Below are 18456 nucleotides of genomic sequence, written 5' to 3'. Positions count from 1 at the left end.
AGTTCCGAGGCGGCCTTCGTGCGTGACGGGTCAGCGAGAGATCGCGCGTCCGATCAGTTCGGCGAACACCGTGCCGAGCGACTTGCCCGCGGCCTCGATCGCCATCGGGACCGTCGACGTCTCGGTCAGGCCCGGCGACGGGTTCACTTCGAGGAAGTACACCGTGCCGTCCGCCGCGACGACCGCGTCGGTGCGGGAGATGTCGCGCAGCCCGAGCACGCGGTGCACGGCGACGGCCAGCTCGGCCACCGCCTTGGCGCCGGCGTCGTCGAGACGGGCCGGGGTGAAGAAGTCCGTCAGGCCGGCCGTGTAGCGGGCCGTGTAGTCGTACACGCCGCTCTCGGGGACGATCTCGACCGCGGGCAGGGCCTCGGGGCCGTCCTCGCCCTCGATGACCGTCACGGCCACCTCGACGCCGTCCACGAACCGCTCGGCGAGCACCGTGTCGCCGTATGCGAAGCAACCGACCATCGCCGCCGGGAGCTCCGCGGCCTCGCGGACCACCTGGGTGCCGAGCGCCGAGCCACCCTGGTCGGGCTTGAGGATCAGCGGCAGGCCGAGGCGCTCCACCATCGCGTCGAGCACCGCCTGGGCACCCAGCTCGCGGAACGTGCTGTGCGGCAGCACGACCCAGCCCGGCGTCACGAAACCGGCCTTCTGCAGCAGCGCCTTCGCCGTCGGCTTGTCCCACGCGCGGCGGCAGCCCTGCGAGCCGGTGCCGACGAACGGCACGTCCAGCATCTCCAGGACCGTCTGCACCGAGCCGTTCTCGCCCTCGCCGCCGTGCAGTGCGACGACCACCGCGTCCGGCCGTTGCGTGCGCAGGCGCTCCAGCAGCCCGGCGTCGGTGTCCCACTCCTCGATGCCGAGGCCCTCGGACTTGAGCGCCGCGGACAGCCGCCGCCCGGACCTCAGCGAGACGTCGCGCTCGTGCGAAAGCCCGCCGGCGAGCACGGCAACGGTACGGTCGACCACCGTGGAAACTCCTTATACGAAGATTTAGACCGTGTCCGGGGACGGGTTCTGCGGTCCCTGGATCTGGCGCGCGCTCACGTTACCGAAGGTGCGCGCGAGGTCCATTTCGGACTCGAGCACCGCGGCCAGCCGCCGCACGCCCTCGCGGATCCGCTCCGGCGTCGGGTAGCAGTACGACAGGCGCATCTGGCGGCTGCCGAAGCCGTCGGCGTAGAAGCCGGTGCCGGACGCGTACGCCACCCGCGCGGTCACCGCACGCGGCAGCATCGCCTTCGTGTCGACGCCCTCCGGCACCGTCACCCAGACGTAGAATCCGCCGTCCGGCTTGGTCCACGAGCAGCCCGGGGGCAGGTACTGGTCGAGCGCGGAGAGGATCGCGTCCCGCCGCTCGCGGTAGTTCTCGCGGAACTTCTTGATCTGGCCCTTCCAGTCGTGGGTGGCCAGGTAGCGCGACACGATCATCTGGTTGAGCGTCGGCGGGCACAGCGTCGCCGACTCCGCCGCCAGCACGAGCTTCTCGCGCACGGCGTGCGGCGCGAGCACCCAGCCGACGCGCAGGCCGGAGGCGAACGTCTTGGAGAACGAGCCGAGGTACACGACGTTGTCGGGGTCGGTCGAGCGCAGCGCCGGGTACGTCTGGCCGTCGAAGCCGAGCAACCCGTACGGGTTGTCTTCGACGACCAGGACGCCGTGTTCGCGGCAGATCTCGAGGATCTCCGCGCGGCGCTCGACGGCCAGCGTCACGCCGGCGGGGTTGTGGAAGTTCGGGATCGTGTAGAGGAACTTGACCCGGCGGCCGGCCTTCTCCGTCCGGTCGAGCGCCTCGCGCAGCAGCGAGGGCACCAGGCCCTGGTCGTCCATCTCGACGTGCACGACCTGCGCCTGGTACGCGGCGAACGAGCCCAGCGCGCCGACGTACGACGGGCCTTCGGCGATCACGACGTCGCCCGGGTCGCAGAACAGCCGCGTGACCATGTCCAGGCCCATCTGGGAGCCGACGGTCACCACGACGTCGTCCGGGTGCGCCTTGATGCCTTCCAGGGCCATGATTTCGCAGATCTGCTCGCGCAGCACCGGGACGCCGTGGGCGGAGCCGTACTGCAGCGCGACGAGACCCTCGTCGGCGATGATCTCCGCCACCTGCGCGGACAGCGTGTCGAGCGGGAGCGCGGCCAGGTTCGGCATGCCGCCGGCGAGCGAGACGACCTCGGGCCGGCTGGCCACCGCGAACAGCGCCCGGATCTCCGAGGCGGTCATCCCGGCGGTGCGCGCGGCGTACCGCTCGAGGTGCGGGTCGAGGTTCTGGCGGCCGCTCTGCGGCTTGCTGGGGCGGTTCTCGGTCATCGACGATTCACCCGGGGCTCGGTGTACAGGGGCTGCTCCTGAGGAGCACGGCGGATCCCATCGAGTGTAACCGGGCACCAACAGGACCCCCTGGCCTTTCGGCGCTTGTCACATCGGCCTATCCTCGACCATGGCTCCCGTGTTCGTGCCGTGGTCAAGCGCGGCTTGACGACCGGGCAGCCGGTCGGGAGCGCAGGTCAGGGAGGTCGCGGGTGTCGCGTCGCGTCGTGGGCGTCACACTGGACAACCTGGAGCACCTGCCGAAGAGCTGCCGCAGGTGCGTCTACTGGGAACTGGCCCCGCACCTGAAGAACCAGGCCGAGGAGTTCGGCGCCACCGAGGTCGAGAAGGAAGCCTGGGTCTCGAGCGTGCTGCTCGAGTGGGGCTCCTGCGGCCGCATCGTCTACAGCGACACGCTGCCGGTCGGGTTCGTGCTGTACGCCCCGCCGAACGCCGTCCCGCGTGCGCTGGCCTTCCCGACGTCGCCGCCGAGCGCGGACGCCGTCCTGCTGACCGCGTTCCAGGTGCTGCCGGAGTTCCGCGGTGGCGGGCTCGGCCGGATGCTGGTCCAGGCGGTCGCCAAGGACCTCACCAAGCGCGGCGTGCGCGCGATCGAGGCGTTCGGCGACGCGCGCCCCGAAGAGCTGGACCCGGACGGCGGGCACAGCTGCGTGCTGCCGGCCGCGTTCCTGCAGAGCGTCGGCTTCAAGACCGTCCGCCCGCACCAGAAGTGGCCGCGCCTGCGCCTCGAACTGCGCTCGGCGATCACCTGGAAGGAAGACGTCGAGGCGGCCCTCGAACGGCTGCTCGGCCAGGTGACGATCACCACCGCCGAGCCCAGCCTCGGCCGCGCGTAGCACCTGCCCGCAAACGTTTGCGCCGACGGATTCCGTCGTGTGCGCACGACTGTGGAAGAAGTGCCGAGTTATCCACAGAGCGCTGATAGACGCGGTGGACAAGCTGTGGAGAACTGCCCTCGAACCTGGGGACGGCACGCGCGCGTCCCCAGGTGTGGTGGGACAGGTGAAGGTGAGCCGCTAGGGGTTGTGGTCGGCCCTATTCGGCCTTCGCGAGCTCGTGCGCCAGGACGTCGGCGAACGTGAACGTTCCCGTCGGCTGGTCGCCTTCGCCGAGCAGGTACAGCCGCTTGACGGCGATCAGGATGCCCTCGGCGACGATGTCGCGGAACGCCGGGTCGCCGAGCTTGCGGGCGTCGTCCGGGTTCGTCAGGTAGCCGATCTCGACCCGGACGGCCGGGCAGCGGGTGCGGGTGAAGATCTCCCACGTCTTGTAGTGCGTGCGGTTGTCCAGCATGCCGGTGCGGGCCGCGACCTCGCGCTGGATGAAGCCGGCCAGCAGCTCACCGACGGTGGACGTGGTGCCGTTGCCGGTGCCGAAGTGGAAGCTCGCGATGCCCTGGGCCCGCGGCGAGCGGTTGCCGTCGCTGTGCAGGGAGAGGAACAGATCCGCACCCGCGTCGTTCGCGAAGCGGGCGCGCTCCAGCTCCGTCGGGCTGTGGTTGGGGCCGCGGGAGATCAGCGCCTCCATGCCCGTGGCCTTCATCCGGCCTTCCAGGCGCCGGGCGAGGTCCCAGGAGATGTCGGCCTCACGCAGGCCGTTCGCGACCACGCCGAGGTCGTCGCCGCCGTGGCCGGGGTCGATCACGATGCGCTTGCCGCGCAGGCGCGGACCGGCCTGGCGCACCTGCTCCTGCTCGCGCAGGAACACGGGGCGGCCGCCCCGGGCCCGCGGCGAGGACAGGCGGTGCAGCTCGCGGATGGTCGCCGGGCCGCACATGCCATCCGGCGAGAGCCGCATGTCGCGCTGGAACGTCTTGAGCGCGCGCTCGGTCGCCGGGCCGAAGTAGCCGTCGGGGCGGCCGGCGTCGAAGCCGAGCTCGGTCAGGCGCTCCTGCAGCGTGAAGACGTCGTCGCCGTGCACCGGCGCGGCGATCGAGTAGGACAGCAGCCGGCTGCCCAGGTGGTAGCTGGCGCCCTTGAGCGCCTGGAAGGTCGCCGGACCCACGAGGCCGTCGGTCATCAGCCCACGGCGCTGCTGGAAGGCACGGACGGCGTGCTCCACGGCGACGTCGAACGTGTCGTAGCCGTCGGTACCGGTGACCGGCGGGAGCAGGTCCATCCCGGCCAGGATGGACCTGATCTCGGCGACGTCCGGACCGGCGTCACCGCGGCGGAGTACCCGCATGCACTCCTCGCTCTTCCTAGGGCACCGACCGGGGGCTCGGTGCGTGGCAAGAAAACCTTCGCTGGGACGGGCCCAGGTCCTCTATTGTGCCTTGCCAACTCTCGGTGACAGCGCAGGCCCGGTAGGTGCGTCAAGAGCCCGATAGTGGAGCACTCCCGGTGGTCCTCGTCACGCTCGATTCACCCACACCGGGCGCATTACCCCCGAACGTACGGAACCCGGGGTCCGCGGGAGGGTTCCCGCAGGCCCCGGGTCCGCCGGGTGTGGTCCGCGTCAGAGGACGTCGGCGAGATCCGAGAGCAGCGCGGCCTTCGGCTTCGCGCCCACGATCTGCTTCACCGGCTTGCCGCCCTGGAACAGGATCAGCGTCGGGATCGACATCACCTGGTAGTCACGCGGCGTGTTCGGGTTCTCGTCGATGTCGATCTTGGCGATGGTGAGCTTGTCACCCTTCTCGGCCGCGATCTCCTCGAGCACCGGGGCGACCATCTTGCACGGGCCGCACCAGGTGGCCCAGAAGTCGACCAGGACGGGCTTCTCGCTGGTCAGGACCTCGTCGACGAACGTCGCGTCGGTCACCTTGACGGTGTTGGCCATGGTTTCTCCTCCAAGGGGTGGTTGAACGCCGGAAAGTCAGTTGGTGCCCGCGCCGTAGCCGCCGCCGACGAGCTCGGCCGCCTCGTGCGCCGCCGACTCGCCGTGCTCCGCGAGCCATCGTTCCGCGTCGATCGCGGCGCTGCACCCCGAGCCGGACGCGGTGATCGCCTGGCGGTAGGTGCGGTCGACCAGGTCGCCGGCCGCGAAGACGCCGTCGAGGTTCGTGTAGGAGCTGCGCCCCTTGGTGATGACGTAGCCGTCCTCGTCCAGGTCGACCTGCCCCTTGACCAGCTGGCTGCGGGGGTCGTGACCGATGGCGACGAAGAAGCCCGACACGTCGAGCGTCGACTCGGAGCCGTCCTTGGTGTCCTTGAGCTGCAGGCCCTCGACCTTGCCGTCGCCGAGCACCCCGGTGATCTGCGAGTTCAGCTGCCACTTGATCTTCTCGTTCGCGCGGGCGCGCTCGAGCATGATCTTGGACGCGCGGAACTCGTCGCGCCGGTGGACGATCGTGACGGACTTCGCGAACTTCGTCAGGAAGGTCGCCTCCTCCATCGCCGAGTCGCCACCGCCGGCGACCACGATGTCGTGGTCGCGGAAGAAGAAGCCGTCACAGGTCGCACAGGCCGAGACGCCGCGGCCGAGCAGCTCCTGCTCGCCCGGCACGTTCAGGTACCGCGCCGCGGCACCCATGGCGAGGATGACCGCGCGGGCGGCGTAGCGCTTGCCGTTCGCGACGACGTACTTGACGTCCCCGGTCAGCTCGAGCGACTCGACGTCCTCCGCGCGCAGCTCGGCGCCGAAGCGCTCGGCCTGCTTGCGCATCTCCTCCATCAGGTCCGGACCCATGATGCCGTCGCGGAACCCGGGGAAGTTCTCGACCTCGGTCGTCGTCATCAGCGCGCCGCCGAACTGCGTGCCCTCGAACACCAGCGGTTCCAGCTGGGCTCGTGCCGCGTAAACGGCAGCGGTGTATCCGGCAGGACCCGACCCGACGACGATCAGGTTCCTGATTTCTTCGGCAGCCACCCGTGACCTCCGCTCGTAGTGACCTGTACCAGGCTCAACACGATCGTAGGTGGCCATGTTCCCAGCCGTGACAGCGCTCATGGGGGTTCCGGGTGGCGGAGCCCCGGGACCGGGGCGAAGCCCCGGATGTCACAGCCGCTACTTCTCCCCGACGACCTTGTCGAACAGCACAGCCGGGTTGCCGGGTCCGCAGTCCGCGCCGAAGGCCACGAGCCGGAACTGGGCGAGCTTTCCGGTGGTCAGGATGATCATGACGCCGGCCTTGCCGCCGACGTTGACCGGGCGGATGCCCTCGGGCCGCACCTTCGGGTCGAGCCCGGCGGCCGCGATGCACGCGTCCAGCCGGTCCTCGTTCTGCAGGGGGCCGAAGTCGCGGACGCCGACCGCCTTGCCGATCAGGGCCTGTGCGCCGCTGCCGTCGCTGCCGACCGACGGGCCCGTGGGTGCCGGGGCGGCCACGTTCGGCGTGCCGCTCTGCTGCGACGTCGACGGGATCGCGACCGTCACGGCGACGATCGCCGCCGCGGCCGCGGTCAGGACGCCGGCGGCCCAGCCGAGCCGCTTGTTCCGGCGCCGCCGGGCCGCCGCGAGGTCCACCACCTGGGCGTCCTGCGGTGCCGGACCTGCCTGGCGCGGAAACCTGGCCGCTGCTTCGGCGGCCAGCGCCGCGTCCAGCCGGGCGGCGAACTCCGCGGGCATCGGCGGGGCGGGCGCGTCGGCGAGCGAGGCGAGGTCGGACTGCGTCGAGTCGAGGGCGTCGAGGATCGCGCGGGCTTCGGGATCGGCGTTGACCAGGGGCCACAGCTCCGCCGCCCGCGTCTCGTCCAGGACACCGGCGTGGAGATCGGCGAGCACGTCGACAGACCAGGGCGGACCGACGGTCCCCCCGATCCCCCGGCTTTCGTCCGTCATCGTCCCTCCCCGCTACCCGGCTGACGCCCGGCCCGTTTGCTTTCGTGAGTTGGGACGTTCGCAATCGCATCGGGGTTCCGCAGGTGTCCGAGAACCTTCGCGAGTTTTCCGCGGCCCCGGGCACACCGGCTCTTCACGGTGCCTTCGGCGATGCCGAGCATCTTCGCGGTCTCGGCGACCGAGTACCCCTCGACGTCGACGAGCAGGATCGGGGCCCGCTGGTCCTCGGGCAGCTGGTCCAGCGCCTGCCGCACCAGCAGGCTGGTTTCCCGTTCGGCCATCGAGTCGCGCGGGGTGGCCGGCTCGTTGAAGCCGGTCTCCGGCAGCGGCACGGTCGGCCGGGCCTGGCGGCGGCGGATCCGGTCGAGGCAGGCGTTCACCACGATCCGGTGCAGCCACGTGGTGACCTGCGACTCCGCGCGGAACTTGTCCGCGGCCCGGAAAGCAGAGATGAACGCGTCCTGCAACGCGTCCGCGGCCTCCTCCGGGTCCCGGACCGTGCGCAGGGCGACAGCCCACATGCGGTCGCGATGTCGCTGGACGAGTTCGCTGAACGCATGAGGGTCCCCCGCGGCGTGAGCCGCTATCAGATCCGCATCCGTGGGAGCTGCAGCTGTCACCCGGCAGAGCCTACTGACCCTGTCGGGTGCGTCACCCCGCAGGCAGGAAGGTCAGGTCACCGATCTGGGTGAGGTACTCGCCGTCGCTGCCGCCGAGCTGGGTGATCCAGATGATGAAGAACTGGCCCTGCGTCGGCTGGGCGAGCGGGATCGTCGTGTCGCCGTCCTGGAGGTCGCCGTTGCCGACCACCTTCGTGTCCGCCAAGTCGGGGTTCTTCTCGGTCGCCGAGCGGATCTCGACCTTCGTGCCCGCGGTGCCGCCGCTGACCTTGACCTGGCTCAGGTTGATCGGGTCCTGGAACGTGACGACGAGCCCGACCCCGGGCTTGATGGTCGGGAACTGCTGCTTGTACTGCTCGGTCTTCCACACCGTGCCGGGGTCGCCGTCGATCGCGTTCTTCGCCCGGCCGGGGTTGTCGCCCTTGCCCTCGGGGTTGTAGACCGCCACGGCCTTCGGGTCCACCGGGGCGCCCAGCGCGGCCGACGACGGCGGCGGCGCCTGCGACGACGACGCGGGCGGCGGGGCGGCGGACTGGCTCGACGCCGGTGGCGCCGCGACGTTGATCGTCGGCCCGCTCGCCTTCGAATCGCCCTGGAAGACGTTGATCAGCATCAGCCCGCCCCAGGCGAGGATGACGACGGTCGCGACCACCAGCACGGTGACGCCGAGGGCGAGCTTGCGCCGCCGCGCGACGTCCTTGACCGGCTTCTTCGTGGTCCAGACCGTGCCCTCGGGCTCGGCCGGGTCGCCGCCGACGGCCTTGATCAGCTGGGTGCGCTCTTCCTCCTCGGCCACCTGGTCGAGGACGCGCAGGATGGCCGCGCTGGTGCGGATGCCGCCGTTGCCGCCGTCCTCGATCGTGCGCACGGCCAGCGACGACAGGTCCGCCGGGACCGTCGGCACCAGCTGGCGCGGCGGGACGATCCGGCCCTGCGGCGACATCGGGGCCGGCGGGATCGCGGGCGGGCCGCCGGGCAGCGCCCAGCGGCCGGTCAGCAGCAGGTAGAGGACCGCGCCGAGCGCCTTGACGTCGTCGCGCAGCGTCGCCTCCGGCAGCGGGCCGGGGAACGCGAGCTTCAGCGCGCCGTTCGGCGTCAGCCGCAGCCGCTGCGGGTGGTCGAGCCCGAGGACGAGCCCGTTCTGGTGGGCCTGTTCGACGGCTTCGGCCAGCGCCTGGACCATCCGCGCGGCCGCGCCGGGGGCCACCGGGCGCTGCGCGACGAGGTCGACCAGGTCGCTGCCCTTGGTCCACTCGGCGACCACCACGCCGAGCAGGCCTTCGCTGGAGGTGATGCCACTGCCGAGCGCGAGGACGTCGAGCACGCGGGCGACACCGCCGTGGCCGAACTTGGACGCGTGCGTGGCGCGTTCGAGGGTGCGCCGGGCCTGGCGGGCCGCTTCGGGGTCGGCCGGGTCGCCGACCAGCAGGGTCAGCGCGACGTCCCGCTTCAGCTGCCCGTCCCGGGCGCGCCAAAGGTGGGCGTCACCCCGCTCGTCCACGCCGAACTGCGCGAGGAGGCGGTAGCGGCCGTCGCCGACCACACGCCCGGGGGCCAGCGATCCGACCTGGGCCTTGCCCACGTGGTTCGCACCCCCCGCCTGTTCGCTCCGCCTCGTGTCCACCCTCACTCGCTCCCGCTCGATCCCCGTTTTCGAGGGTACCCAGAATACGACGCGGGAGTCGTCGCCATCCGTACCGGAATCGTTACCCCCGCTTGATCAACCGGGTGAACCTCGAAGTCGCCGGTTTCAGCTCCTCCACCTTGAGCGCCATCAGCACGCCGAACGAGACGACGATGCCGACGATGCCCTGCAGGAAGAGCTTGACCCACGCCTGCAGCGTCGGCCCGAACGAGTCCGGCACGACCTGGCCGGCCACCCAGGCCGCGCCGACGCCGAGCCCGCTCGCCACGACCGTGAAGAGGATCACGCCGATCACCCGCTTGCTCCGCAGGTTACCCAGCGTCACCCAGAGCCACACCTGGCCCAGGATCGCGCCGACGACGAACGTCAGCGCGTTGACCATCATGACGCCGAGCACGACGTTGTCCGGCGACAGCAGCACCGGGCACAGGTACAGCAGCGGCACCTTGACCAGCGTCATCACGATCATGATCAGCGTCGGCGTCCGCGCGTCCTTCATCGCGTAGAAGACGCGCATCTGGAGCATCACCAGCGCGTACGGCAGCAGTGCGAACGCCGAGATGGCCAGGGCGTCGCCGAGCCGCTCGGCCGTGTCGACCGTGCCCTTGCCGAACGTGAACAGCGCGATGCCGATCGAGCCGCCGACCACGGTCATCACCGCGGAGATCGGGACGAGCATCACCGTCGAGATCCGCGACGCGTAGGACAGGTCGCCGATCAGCTTCTTGTGGTCGCCGTCGGCGGCCGCGCGGCTCATCCGCGGCATGATCGCCGTCAGCAGCGAGACGCCGATGACGCCGTACGGCAGCTGGAAGAGCAGCCAGGCGTTGCTGTAGGCCGTCACACCACCGGGTGAACCGCTGGTCAGGACGCGCGTGTTGATCGTGTAGCCGATCTGGCTGACCGCGACGTACCCGAGGATCCAGAGCGCGAGGCCGCCGAACTCCTTCATCTGCTTGTCGATGCCCCAGCGCCACTTGAACCGGAAGCCGGACCGCAGCAGCGGCGGGACCAGCAGGATGGCCTGGGCGACGATGCCGCCGGTGACGCCGATGCCGAGCGTCAGCACCTTCGGGTCGGTGATCGACGGGTGCGCGGTGTCGATGTCGCCGGGCATGACCCAGACGACCAGGATCGTGAAGATGACCACCAGGTTGTTGATCACCGGTGCCCACGCGGTCGGGCCGAAGATCTGCTTGGCGTTCAGCACCGCCGAGAGCAGCGCGAACACGCCGTAGAAGAAGATCTCGGGCAGCAGCAGGTAGGCGAACGCCGTGGTCAACGACGGGCTGGCCTTGCCGGAGCCGTCGACGTACAGGCTGGTGAACGCCGGCGCCGCGACCACCGCCACCAGCGTGCCGACCAGCAGCAGCGTGAACGCCACGGTGATCAGGCGCTGCGTGTAGGCCGCGCCGCCGTCGGGCTCGTCCTGCGAGCGGACGAGCAGCGGCACCACCACGCTCGCGAGCACGCCACCCATCAGCAGCTCGAAGATGATGTTCGGCATCGTGTTGGCGACGTTGAACGAGTCGTTCGCGATGCCCTGGCCGATCGCGCCGACCAGCAGCAGCTTCCACAGGAAGCCGGTGATCCGGCTGATCAGCGACGCGATCGCCATCCGGCCGGACGCCTTCGCCAGCGACGGCGCCTTGGCCGGCGCCTCTTCGTCCGGCCTCGGCTTGACCAGCGGCCCCTTGAGGGCCGGCATGACCTGGGTGGCCAGCGCGTCGTAGGGGCGCATGACGTCCGGGTCGGCGACCGGCCAGCGCGAGTTCATCGGGACGCCGGCGGTGCGCGGGATGAACCGCGTGGCCTCCGGGTCGGGCGGGCGCTGGGCCTCCTCCTGCCACGGCCGCACCGGCGCCGGACGCCGGGGCGCGCGGCCGCGCGGGGGCACGGGCGTGCCCGGCGGCGGAGTCCCGGGCGGCACCATCGGCTGGGACGGCTGCGGGAGCCGCCCCTGCTGCGAAGGCGGGCCCTGCTGGACCGGCGGACCAGGCTGGACCGGCGTGCCCGGCGAGCCCGGCTGGAGCGGGGAGCCCGGCTGGCCCTGCTGCACCGGTGAGCCCGGTGAGCCTGGTTGGACTGGTGGGCCTGGCTGGACTGCCAGACCCGCCTGGACCGGTGAGCCCGGCTGGATCGGCGGGCCCTGCTGGACCGGCGAGCCTGGCTGACCGGGCGAGCCCGGCTGGACCGACTGGGTCGGCGAGCCCGGCGGGTTCTGCGGTGGCGGGCCTGGCTGGCCCTGCGGTGCCGGGCCTACCGGGTTCTGCGGCGGCGGCACCGGCTGGATGCGGGTGGGCGCCGGGCCGCCGGCGTTGCGGGGCGGTTGCCCGCCGCGCGGGGGCGGGCCCGGTGGCGGGACGCGGCGCGGCGGCCGGTCCTCACGCGGCAGCCGGTCTTCCGGCGGCCAGTCGTCCCGGCGCGGCCGATCTTCGGCGGGCCAGTCCTCACGGGGGCGCTCGTCGCGGCGCGGCCGGTCCTCCAGCGACCGGTCGTCACGAGGCCGCTCGTCACGGCGCGGGCGATCTTCGGCGGGCCACTCTTCGCGACGCTGCCGGTCCTCGCGAGGTCGTTCGTCCCGGTGGGGGCGGTCGTCGGCGGGCCGGTCCTCGCGGCGCGGGCGGGCTTCGCGCGGTGCGCGGTCTTCCGGGGGCCGGTCTTCGCGGGGCCGGTCGTCGCGGCGGCGGCGGTCGCGCGGGGGTGGGCCGTCCTCGCGGATCGGGCGTTGGTCGCGGACCGTGGCGTCTTCGGGTGGGAGCTGGCGCGGGCGTCCGTTGCGGGGCGCCTGGCGGCGGCCGCGCTCCGGTGGCGGAGGCGGCTGCTGGCGGCGGGCCGGCTGGGCCGCTCGAGGCGGCCCGTCGGTCCGTTGCGGGGGCGGAGCGCCTTCGCGCCGAGGACGACTCGCACGCTCGGGTGGTAAGCCCGGCTCTCTCTCCAACGCGTGCCCAATCCTCGGTGCTCGTCTCCGGTGCCGCGGCCCGGTGCCGCGCACGTGCGGACCAAGGGTAATCGGGAACCGCCCGGAACACGCGAACCCCGACCGATCAGTCCACTATGTCGCGACCCGCGCGGGCGTCCTTCACCCGCCGGTAGATCCGGCGCGAGGCGAGCAGGAGCAGCGCCACACCTGCGGCAACGGTCGCGATGATGGTGATCGCGCCGTACTCGGTGGACGTCAGTTCGAACCGCGCGGGTGACCCGAGCGGGGTACCGGTGGGCGTGCTCAACGACACATCGACGCTGAACCGGCCGGCCCGCAGCGCCTCGACCGGGAGGAAGTAGTTCCGGCCGCCGCCCGCCGGGAACGAGCGGACGCTCGTGTCGTCCGCACGCAGGCCGGTGTTGTTGTCCAGGGTGAACCGGGCCGTGATCCCGACCGGGAGGTCGTTGACCACGTACACCGGCAGTGGCGAGTTGCCCGACGCCAGCGCGATCGTCTGCTGCGGCTGGGAGACGGTCACCCGTGAGCTGATCGCCGTGATCTCGGCGGTCGCGTTCGCGGTGGCCGCGTCGGCGGGCAGGCCCCGCCAGCCGGCCGACGCGCCGCGCAACTCGGCCAGCCGGACCGGGGCGACGACGTCGTCCGGTTTCACCCGTTTGGTGGGGTCGAGCTGCATCGAGGAGGCCATCCCGGCGGCCTTGCCGTCGATGTCCGCGAGGGTCGAGACGACCGACGGGTCGGTGCTCGCGTCCGGGTTCTCCCCGCCGTCGCCGACCGCGCTGGAGCCGCCCGGGTCGGCGGCCAGCAGCGTCGGGAGCGAGGTCGCCGTGACCAGCCCGGCGTTGAGGTAGTTGCCGACCTGCTGCAGGTACGCCGTGAGCTCGGCGGCCGGGGCGTCCCACCGCCGGGGCGGCGCGACGAGCAGGTGGTCGGGGCGCTCCTGCCCGGCGGGCTGGCCGAGGCCGGCGCGGAAGGCGAGGGCGCCGAGCCCGTTCTGGCTCGAGATGGCCCGCTCGGTGCTGGCCGCGACGGTGACTGAGTCGGGCACGCTCGGCACGCCCGTCATGGCCGAGGAGATCAGCGAGTCGGTCGGCTGGGCCCGCACGGTACTGCCCTGCACGGTGACCCCGCCGCCGGCCGCGGCGGGCGCGAGCCTCCCCGCGTCCGTGAGCACCGTGCGGACGCCGGCCTGGGTCAGCGCGGTGAGCACCGCTTCGTTGAGCGTGCCGTCCGGCCAGAGCACCCCGGTCTGCGGCGTGACGCCGGCCAGCTGCTGGATCGTCGCCGCGCCCGCGGCCGCGCGGGTCACCAGCGAGGTGTCGCCGGGACGGATCTGCGAGACGGTGTTCAGGTCGGCGTCGGCGAACGGCATCGCCACCGCGCAGCGGCCGACGAGCAGCGCCCGGAGTGACGCGAGCCACGTCTTCGCGGTCTCGGCGCCCTTGCCGGCGACGTTCCCGGCGTCCGTGTGGACCTGGTAGCCGCCGCTCATCGCCTCGACCGTGGCCAGCAGGTCCGGGTCGAGCGCGAAGCACATGGACCGGGCGAGGTTCGGGTCGCTCTGCACGGCCGTCGACGCGGACGTGACCAGCGCGTTCAGCCGGCCGTCGGGGCCGATCTCGTCGGCCAGCCGGTCGTCGCGCAGCACCAGCGGCTGGCCGAACGGCGCCGCGTAGACCTGCGGGACGCTGCTGGTCAGCGGCCAGAGCAGGGTCATGCTCGGCGCGCCCGCCGACGAATGCCCGGCCGTTTTGCCCGCCCCGGACAGCACGGGCATCAGCATGCTGACCGCGGCCAGCCGCGCCGGCCCGCCGAACTCGGGCGTCCCGTTCACGTTCACCAGCAGCGGGTAGACGCCGGGGCGGCTGAGCTGCGCCGCCTTCGCGCCGGTCAGGTTCACGGTGATGGCCAGGGGCGCGCTCTGTCCCGGCTCCAGCACGTCCGCGAGCGAGGTGAACTCGGTCAGCGGGGAGTCCTTGATGACGGCGCCGGAGAGCACGTCGCCGATCCCGCGGGACGTCGTCTGCCGGTCGCCGACCTGCAGGCGGACCTGCGGGCGCGTGACCTTCCGGTCGCCGGTGTTGGTCACCTTGCCGGCGACGGTCAACGTCGTCGTCGAGCTCGTGATGACGCGCGGGTTGAGCTGCGTCAGGTCGACGCGAAGGCGGGCGCCTTCCTCCGCCTGGGCCACGGTGGCCCCGGCGAGGGCGGGGACGGCCAGGAAGAGGACGGAAAGGAAGGCTGCGGCGAACCGCTTCACTCGGGGGCTCCCTCAGGGGCGTGCTCGTCTCGTCCGTGGACGTCCGGGCGCGCGAAAAGTTCCTCGATCAGTGGGCCGGCCTTCCGGACGAGCTTCCGCTCGTCGGAGTAGGCCAGCTTGGTCTCCAGCTCGGCCAGCGGGACCCAGGCCACCTCGGTGACCTCGACGTCTTCGTCGGACAGCTCGCCGCCGAGCGCTTCGAGCAGGAAGTGGTGCACGGTCTTGTGGATGCGCCGCCGCTCCGCCACGAACCAGTAGTCGATGGTCCCCAGCGGGCGCAGCACCCGCGCGTCGATGCCGGTTTCCTCCCGCACCTCGCGCACGGCGGTCTGCTCCACTGTCTCACCGTCCTCGATGTGGCCCTTGGGCAGCGACCAGAGCAGTCTGCCGTGCCGGTCCAGCCGGCCGATCAGCACCGCCTGTTCGCGCTCGGCGTCCACCACGAGGCCACCGGCCGACGTCTCGTCGACCGTGGTCAGACGCCTGCCGCGCTGACGCCTGCGCCGCCTGCGCGGCTTCGAGGCGCCGGGGCGGCCGGCTGATCCAGACATGCTGCGATGCTAGAGCAAACGGTTGCCCCGGTAGGCTGGCTCTCCGTGTCCTGTCCGGTGGTGCCTGTAGTAAATCGCACCTGGAACGTAGTGGGATTTTCGTGAACGACGTGGTCGCCAAGGAGAACGCGGTGGTCGAGCTGATGCGGCTCTCCCCCCTGGCGGACGAACTGGCCGAGAGGTTCGCCAGGGCGGGACACCGCCTGTACCTCGTCGGCGGCAGCGTGCGCGACGCGCTGCTCGGCCGGCGCTCCGGCGACCTCGACTTCACCACGGACGCGCGGCCCGACCGGGTGCTGAAGATCGTCAGCGAGTGGGGCGACGCGGTCTGGGACGTCGGCATCGCGTTCGGCACGGTCGGCGTCACGAAGAAGGGCATGCAGCTCGAGATCACGACGTTCCGGGCCGACAGCTACGACCGCGTGGGCCGCAACCCCGAGGTCACCTTCGGCGACAGCATCGAGGGTGACCTGCTGCGCCGCGACTTCACGGTCAACGCGATGGCCGTCGAGCTGGCGACCAAGACGTTCATCGACCCGCACGACGGGCTGAGCGCGCTGCGGGAGAAGGTGCTCGACACACCGGCGACGCCGCAGGAGTCGTTCGCCGACGACCCGCTGCGGATGCTGCGGGCCGCCCGGTTCGCCGCGCAGCTGGGCTTCACGGCGGCGCCGCGGGTGGTCGACGCGATGACCGCGATGGCGGGCGAGATCGACCGGATCACCGCCGAGCGCGTGCAGGCCGAGCTGTCGAAGCTGCTGCTGGCCGACGACCCGCGGCCGGGCCTGGAGCTGCTGGCCGACACCGGGCTGGCCGACCGGGTGCTGCCCGAGGTCACCGGGATGCGGCTGGCGATCGACGAGCACCACCAGCACAAGGACGTCTACCAGCACTCGCTGACCGTGCTGGCCCAGGCGATCGACCTGGAGAAGACGCACGAGCCGACGTCGGAGCCGGACCTGATCCTGCGGCTGGCGGCGCTGCTGCACGACGTCGGCAAGCCGGCGACGCGGGAGTTCCAGCCGGGCGGCGGGGTGAGCTTCCACCACCACGAGGTCGTCGGGGCGCGGATGGCCCGCAAACGTTTGCGGGCCCTGAAGTACTCGAAGGAGATCGTCGACGACGTCTCCCAGCTCGTGTTCCTCCACCTGCGGTTCCACGGCTACGGCAAGGGCGAGTGGACGGACTCGGCGGTCCGCCGGTACGTCACCGACGCCGGGCCCCTGCTGACCCGGCTGCACAAGCTCGTCCGCGCCGACTGCACCACCCGCAACCGCCGGAAGGCCGCGGCGCTGCAGGCGACGTACGACGACCTCGAGGCCCGCATCACCGCGCTCAAGGCCAAGGAGGACCTCGACCGCGTGCGGCCGGACCTCAACGGCGAGCAGATCATGGAGCTGCTGGGCATCAAACCGGGGCCGGACGTCGGCAAGGCGTGGAAGTTCCTCAAGGAGCTGCGCCTGGACCGCGGGCCGCTGGAGCACGACGACGCCGTCGCGGAGCTGAAGAAGTGGGCCGCTGAGCAGGGAATCGGGAAATCCTGACCGATTCACGCCGAATTCCGTGGATCGCTGGACCTGGCCGTCGCGGATCGGTGATACTCCCTAACCTCGGTTCACCGACGTGACCAGGGGGTTGTCCGTCCGATGTCCACGGAAGCGCCCGGGCCGCCCAAACCGGGCAGCTTCTTCGTGGCGCTGCTCCGGCAGGGCGCGCCCGCGATCGCGACGGCGACCAGCGAGCTTTCGGACGAGATCGGCGACCCGACCCCGATCCACGCGCTGAAGCGGATCTCGAAGATCGCCGGGCCGATCGACCCGGCCCGGCGGGACGGCCTGCTGCTGCGCGCCACCCGTTATGTCGTGCTCATCCCGCTGGCCTACCGGCTGCTCGCGGTGCCCGGCCAGTTCGGCGTCTACGTCTTCCAGCACGGCACGACCGGGCTGCTGCCGGTCGGGCTGTTCACTCTGCTCTCGGTCGCGGTGAACGTGATCGGCTTCCGCTGGATGTTCCGCTCGGCGCCGTTCCGCGGGCGGGACGCCGGGAAGCTGCTGGCCGCCGACCTCGTCTTCACCGTGCTTTCGCCGCTGGCCCTCGCGCTGACCGTGCCGTCCGGCGCGTACTTCGACGCGCTGGCGGTCAGCAGCGTCCACCTCTTCGGCGAGGCGGGGCTGCTGACGCTCGCCCTCGGCGTCCCGAGCGGGCTGGTGTTCGGCCTGCTCAGCTTCCCGCTGCGGATGCTGGCGAACTGGGTCAACACCGGCCAGTTCCACGTCGGCGCCGCCTTCTCGACGTACTCGGCGCTGCTGGCCGAGCTGTTCCTGGCCACGGCCGCGCTGGTGCTGACCGGGCTCGGCACGCGGCTGGCCCTGGCCTACGGCACCCGCAACGGCCGGCTCGCCGAGCGTGCCCAGCAGCACCGCATGCTGCACGACACCGTGCTGCAGACGCTCGAGGCGATGGCGTTGTCCGGCACGTCGAACGCCGAAGAACGGCTCGTCGAGATCCAGCGGCTGGCGCGGGCGCAGGCGATGGAGATCCGGCACACGATCGAGTCGGCGGCGTCCGAGCGGGCCGAGGACGGCGCCCGGCCGCTGGGCGAAAAGCTCGCCGCGCTCGCCGCCGAGATGGCGCGCGACGGCCTGCGCGCCCAGCTCGTGGTGGCCGAACTGGACGACGACACGCTGTCCGAGGTCCGCCAGATCGCCATCCGCGACGCGGTGCGCGAGGCGCTGCGGAACACGATGAAGCACTCCGGCACCGACCGCGTGGTCGTGCGGGTCGAGGAGCGCGACGGCGGGATCGCCGTCATCACCCGCGACCACGGCAGCGGCTTCAGCGCGGCCGACCACCCGGCGGGCTTCGGCATCAGCGAGTCGATCACCGCGCGGCTGGCGGAGGTCGGCGGGACGTCGCGGGTCGAGTCGGGACTCGCCGGGGGCGGCACGCGGGTGACGTTGTGGGTGCCCTTCTGATATCCCCGGATCATGACCTCGATCGAGCTGCTCGCCGACGCCCTCGCCGCCTACCGCTCCGGTGACCGCGACCAGGCCGCCGAACTCGCCCGCCGGTCCGGCTCGCCGCTCGCCGGGGAGCTGCGGATCCACCTGGCCGGGGACCGTTCGGGACCCGTGTACGACCAGCCGGAGGCGTTCACGGCGTTCATCCGCGGCGGCGGCAACGTCGAGCTCTACCGCCGGCTGAGCGAAGAGCTGGCCGCGCGCTACGACGCCGTCGAGCCGGAATCGCTGCTCGACCTGGGCTGCGGTGACGGCCTGGCCGTGGTGCCCGCGCTCGCGCAGGCCGCCCACACGCCCAACCGGATCGACCTGGTCGAGCCGTCGGCCGCGCTGCTCGACGGCGTCCGCGAGCGC

At 71.9% G+C, this 18456-nt stretch carries 15 protein-coding genes; 4 read left to right on the top strand and 11 right to left on the bottom strand.

The annotated features are described in order from the left end of the window. Positions 1–30: 30 nt before the first annotated feature. On the bottom strand, positions 31–975 hold the full coding sequence (locus tag ACWEN0_RS09330; protein WP_451970773.1) for a D-alanine--D-alanine ligase family protein: 945 nt from the start codon (positions 973–975) through the stop codon (positions 31–33). Positions 976–999: 24 nt separating this feature from the next. Continuing rightward, positions 1000–2319, bottom strand: coding sequence for an aminotransferase-like domain-containing protein (locus ACWEN0_RS09325; RefSeq protein ID WP_451970770.1), 1320 nt, complete (start codon positions 2317–2319; stop codon positions 1000–1002). A 212-nt stretch (positions 2320–2531) separates the two neighbouring features. Here ACWEN0_RS09325 and ACWEN0_RS09320 point away from each other — a divergent pair, with 212 nt between their 5' ends. Beyond that, positions 2532–3176, top strand: a complete 645-nt coding sequence (locus ACWEN0_RS09320; protein WP_451970767.1) for a GNAT family N-acetyltransferase — start codon at positions 2532–2534, stop codon at positions 3174–3176. 199 nt (positions 3177–3375) lie between these two features. Here ACWEN0_RS09320 and ACWEN0_RS09315 read toward each other — a convergent pair whose 3' ends face one another. The 7 genes from ACWEN0_RS09315 to murJ all read right to left on the bottom strand — a co-directional run bounded on the left by ACWEN0_RS09315 (position 3376) and on the right by murJ (position 11257). After that, complete coding sequence (locus ACWEN0_RS09315; RefSeq protein WP_451970764.1) at positions 3376–4524, bottom strand: N-acetylmuramoyl-L-alanine amidase; 1149 nt, start codon at positions 4522–4524, stop codon at positions 3376–3378. A gap of 273 nt (positions 4525–4797) precedes the next feature. Beyond that, entirely contained in the window at positions 4798–5121 is a 324-nt protein-coding gene (trxA, locus tag ACWEN0_RS09310; protein ID WP_072475336.1) for a thioredoxin, read from the bottom strand. 36 nt (positions 5122–5157) lie between these two features. Beyond that, entirely contained in the window at positions 5158–6150 is a 993-nt protein-coding gene (trxB, locus tag ACWEN0_RS09305) for a thioredoxin-disulfide reductase (protein ID WP_451970761.1), read from the bottom strand. Between the two features lie 138 nt (positions 6151–6288). Beyond that, the gene (locus tag ACWEN0_RS09300) at positions 6289–7062 is read right to left on the bottom strand and encodes a hypothetical protein (RefSeq protein WP_451970758.1); all 774 of its coding nucleotides are present in this window, start codon (positions 7060–7062) and stop codon (positions 6289–6291) included. Continuing rightward, positions 7059–7682 carry an RNA polymerase sigma factor SigM gene (gene sigM / locus ACWEN0_RS09295; RefSeq protein ID WP_451970754.1) on the bottom strand — a complete coding sequence of 208 codons (624 nt, stop codon included), beginning with the start codon at positions 7680–7682 and terminating at the stop codon, positions 7059–7061. The genes ACWEN0_RS09300 and sigM overlap by 4 nt, the downstream gene beginning before the upstream one ends. A gap of 31 nt (positions 7683–7713) precedes the next feature. Then, the gene (locus ACWEN0_RS09290; RefSeq protein ID WP_451970751.1) at positions 7714–9306 is read right to left on the bottom strand and encodes a protein kinase family protein; all 1593 of its coding nucleotides are present in this window, start codon (positions 9304–9306) and stop codon (positions 7714–7716) included. Between the two features lie 82 nt (positions 9307–9388). Continuing rightward, the gene (gene murJ / locus ACWEN0_RS09285; protein ID WP_451971979.1) at positions 9389–11257 is read right to left on the bottom strand and encodes a murein biosynthesis integral membrane protein MurJ; all 1869 of its coding nucleotides are present in this window, start codon (positions 11255–11257) and stop codon (positions 9389–9391) included. Between the two features lie 399 nt (positions 11258–11656). Between murJ and ACWEN0_RS09280 the strand changes: the two genes are divergently transcribed. After that, a complete protein-coding gene (locus ACWEN0_RS09280) occupies positions 11657–12250 on the top strand; it encodes a hypothetical protein (RefSeq protein WP_451970748.1) in 594 nt (197 codons plus the stop codon). Positions 12251–12374: 124 nt separating this feature from the next. On the opposite strand, the gene ACWEN0_RS09275 is transcribed toward ACWEN0_RS09280, so the two are convergent. Together ACWEN0_RS09275 and ACWEN0_RS09270 are read right to left on the bottom strand one after the other, a co-directional pair. Beyond that, positions 12375–14531 carry a DUF6049 family protein gene (locus tag ACWEN0_RS09275; protein WP_451970745.1) on the bottom strand — a complete coding sequence of 719 codons (2157 nt, stop codon included), beginning with the start codon at positions 14529–14531 and terminating at the stop codon, positions 12375–12377. Further along, on the bottom strand, positions 14528–15082 hold the full coding sequence (locus ACWEN0_RS09270; RefSeq protein WP_451970742.1) for an NUDIX hydrolase: 555 nt from the start codon (positions 15080–15082) through the stop codon (positions 14528–14530). The genes ACWEN0_RS09275 and ACWEN0_RS09270 overlap by 4 nt, the downstream gene beginning before the upstream one ends. Before the next feature lie 101 nt (positions 15083–15183). On the opposite strand from ACWEN0_RS09270, the gene ACWEN0_RS09265 reads away from it, so the two are divergent. Together ACWEN0_RS09265 and ACWEN0_RS09260 are read left to right on the top strand one after the other, a co-directional pair. Next, on the top strand, positions 15184–16626 hold the full coding sequence (locus tag ACWEN0_RS09265; RefSeq protein WP_451970739.1) for a CCA tRNA nucleotidyltransferase: 1443 nt from the start codon (positions 15184–15186) through the stop codon (positions 16624–16626). 102 nt (positions 16627–16728) lie between these two features. Next, on the top strand, positions 16729–18057 hold the full coding sequence (locus tag ACWEN0_RS09260; RefSeq protein ID WP_451970736.1) for a sensor histidine kinase: 1329 nt from the start codon (positions 16729–16731) through the stop codon (positions 18055–18057). The last annotated feature ends 399 nt before the right edge of the window (positions 18058–18456 follow it).

It is taken from the genome of Amycolatopsis sp. NPDC004378 (assembly GCF_053602455.1).
The sequence above is the reverse complement of the archived record's forward strand: the minus strand, read 5'-3'. Positions and strand labels throughout refer to the sequence as shown.

What these genes read in the sequence shown, in the direction of transcription:
- trxA (WP_072475336.1), bottom strand. Translation starts at nt 5,121, where the DNA reads ATGGCCAACACCGTCAAGGTGACCGACGCGACGTTCGTCGACGAGGTC.
- ACWEN0_RS09315 (WP_451970764.1), bottom strand. Translation starts at nt 4,524, where the DNA reads ATGCGGGTACTCCGCCGCGGTGACGCCGGTCCGGACGTCGCCGAGATC.
- ACWEN0_RS09260 (WP_451970736.1), top strand. Translation starts at nt 16,729, where the DNA reads ATGTCCACGGAAGCGCCCGGGCCGCCCAAACCGGGCAGCTTCTTCGTG.
- ACWEN0_RS09325 (WP_451970770.1), bottom strand. Translation starts at nt 2,319, where the DNA reads ATGACCGAGAACCGCCCCAGCAAGCCGCAGAGCGGCCGCCAGAACCTC.
- ACWEN0_RS09300 (WP_451970758.1), bottom strand. Translation starts at nt 7,062, where the DNA reads ATGACGGACGAAAGCCGGGGGATCGGGGGGACCGTCGGTCCGCCCTGG.
- ACWEN0_RS09270 (WP_451970742.1), bottom strand. Translation starts at nt 15,082, where the DNA reads ATGTCTGGATCAGCCGGCCGCCCCGGCGCCTCGAAGCCGCGCAGGCGG.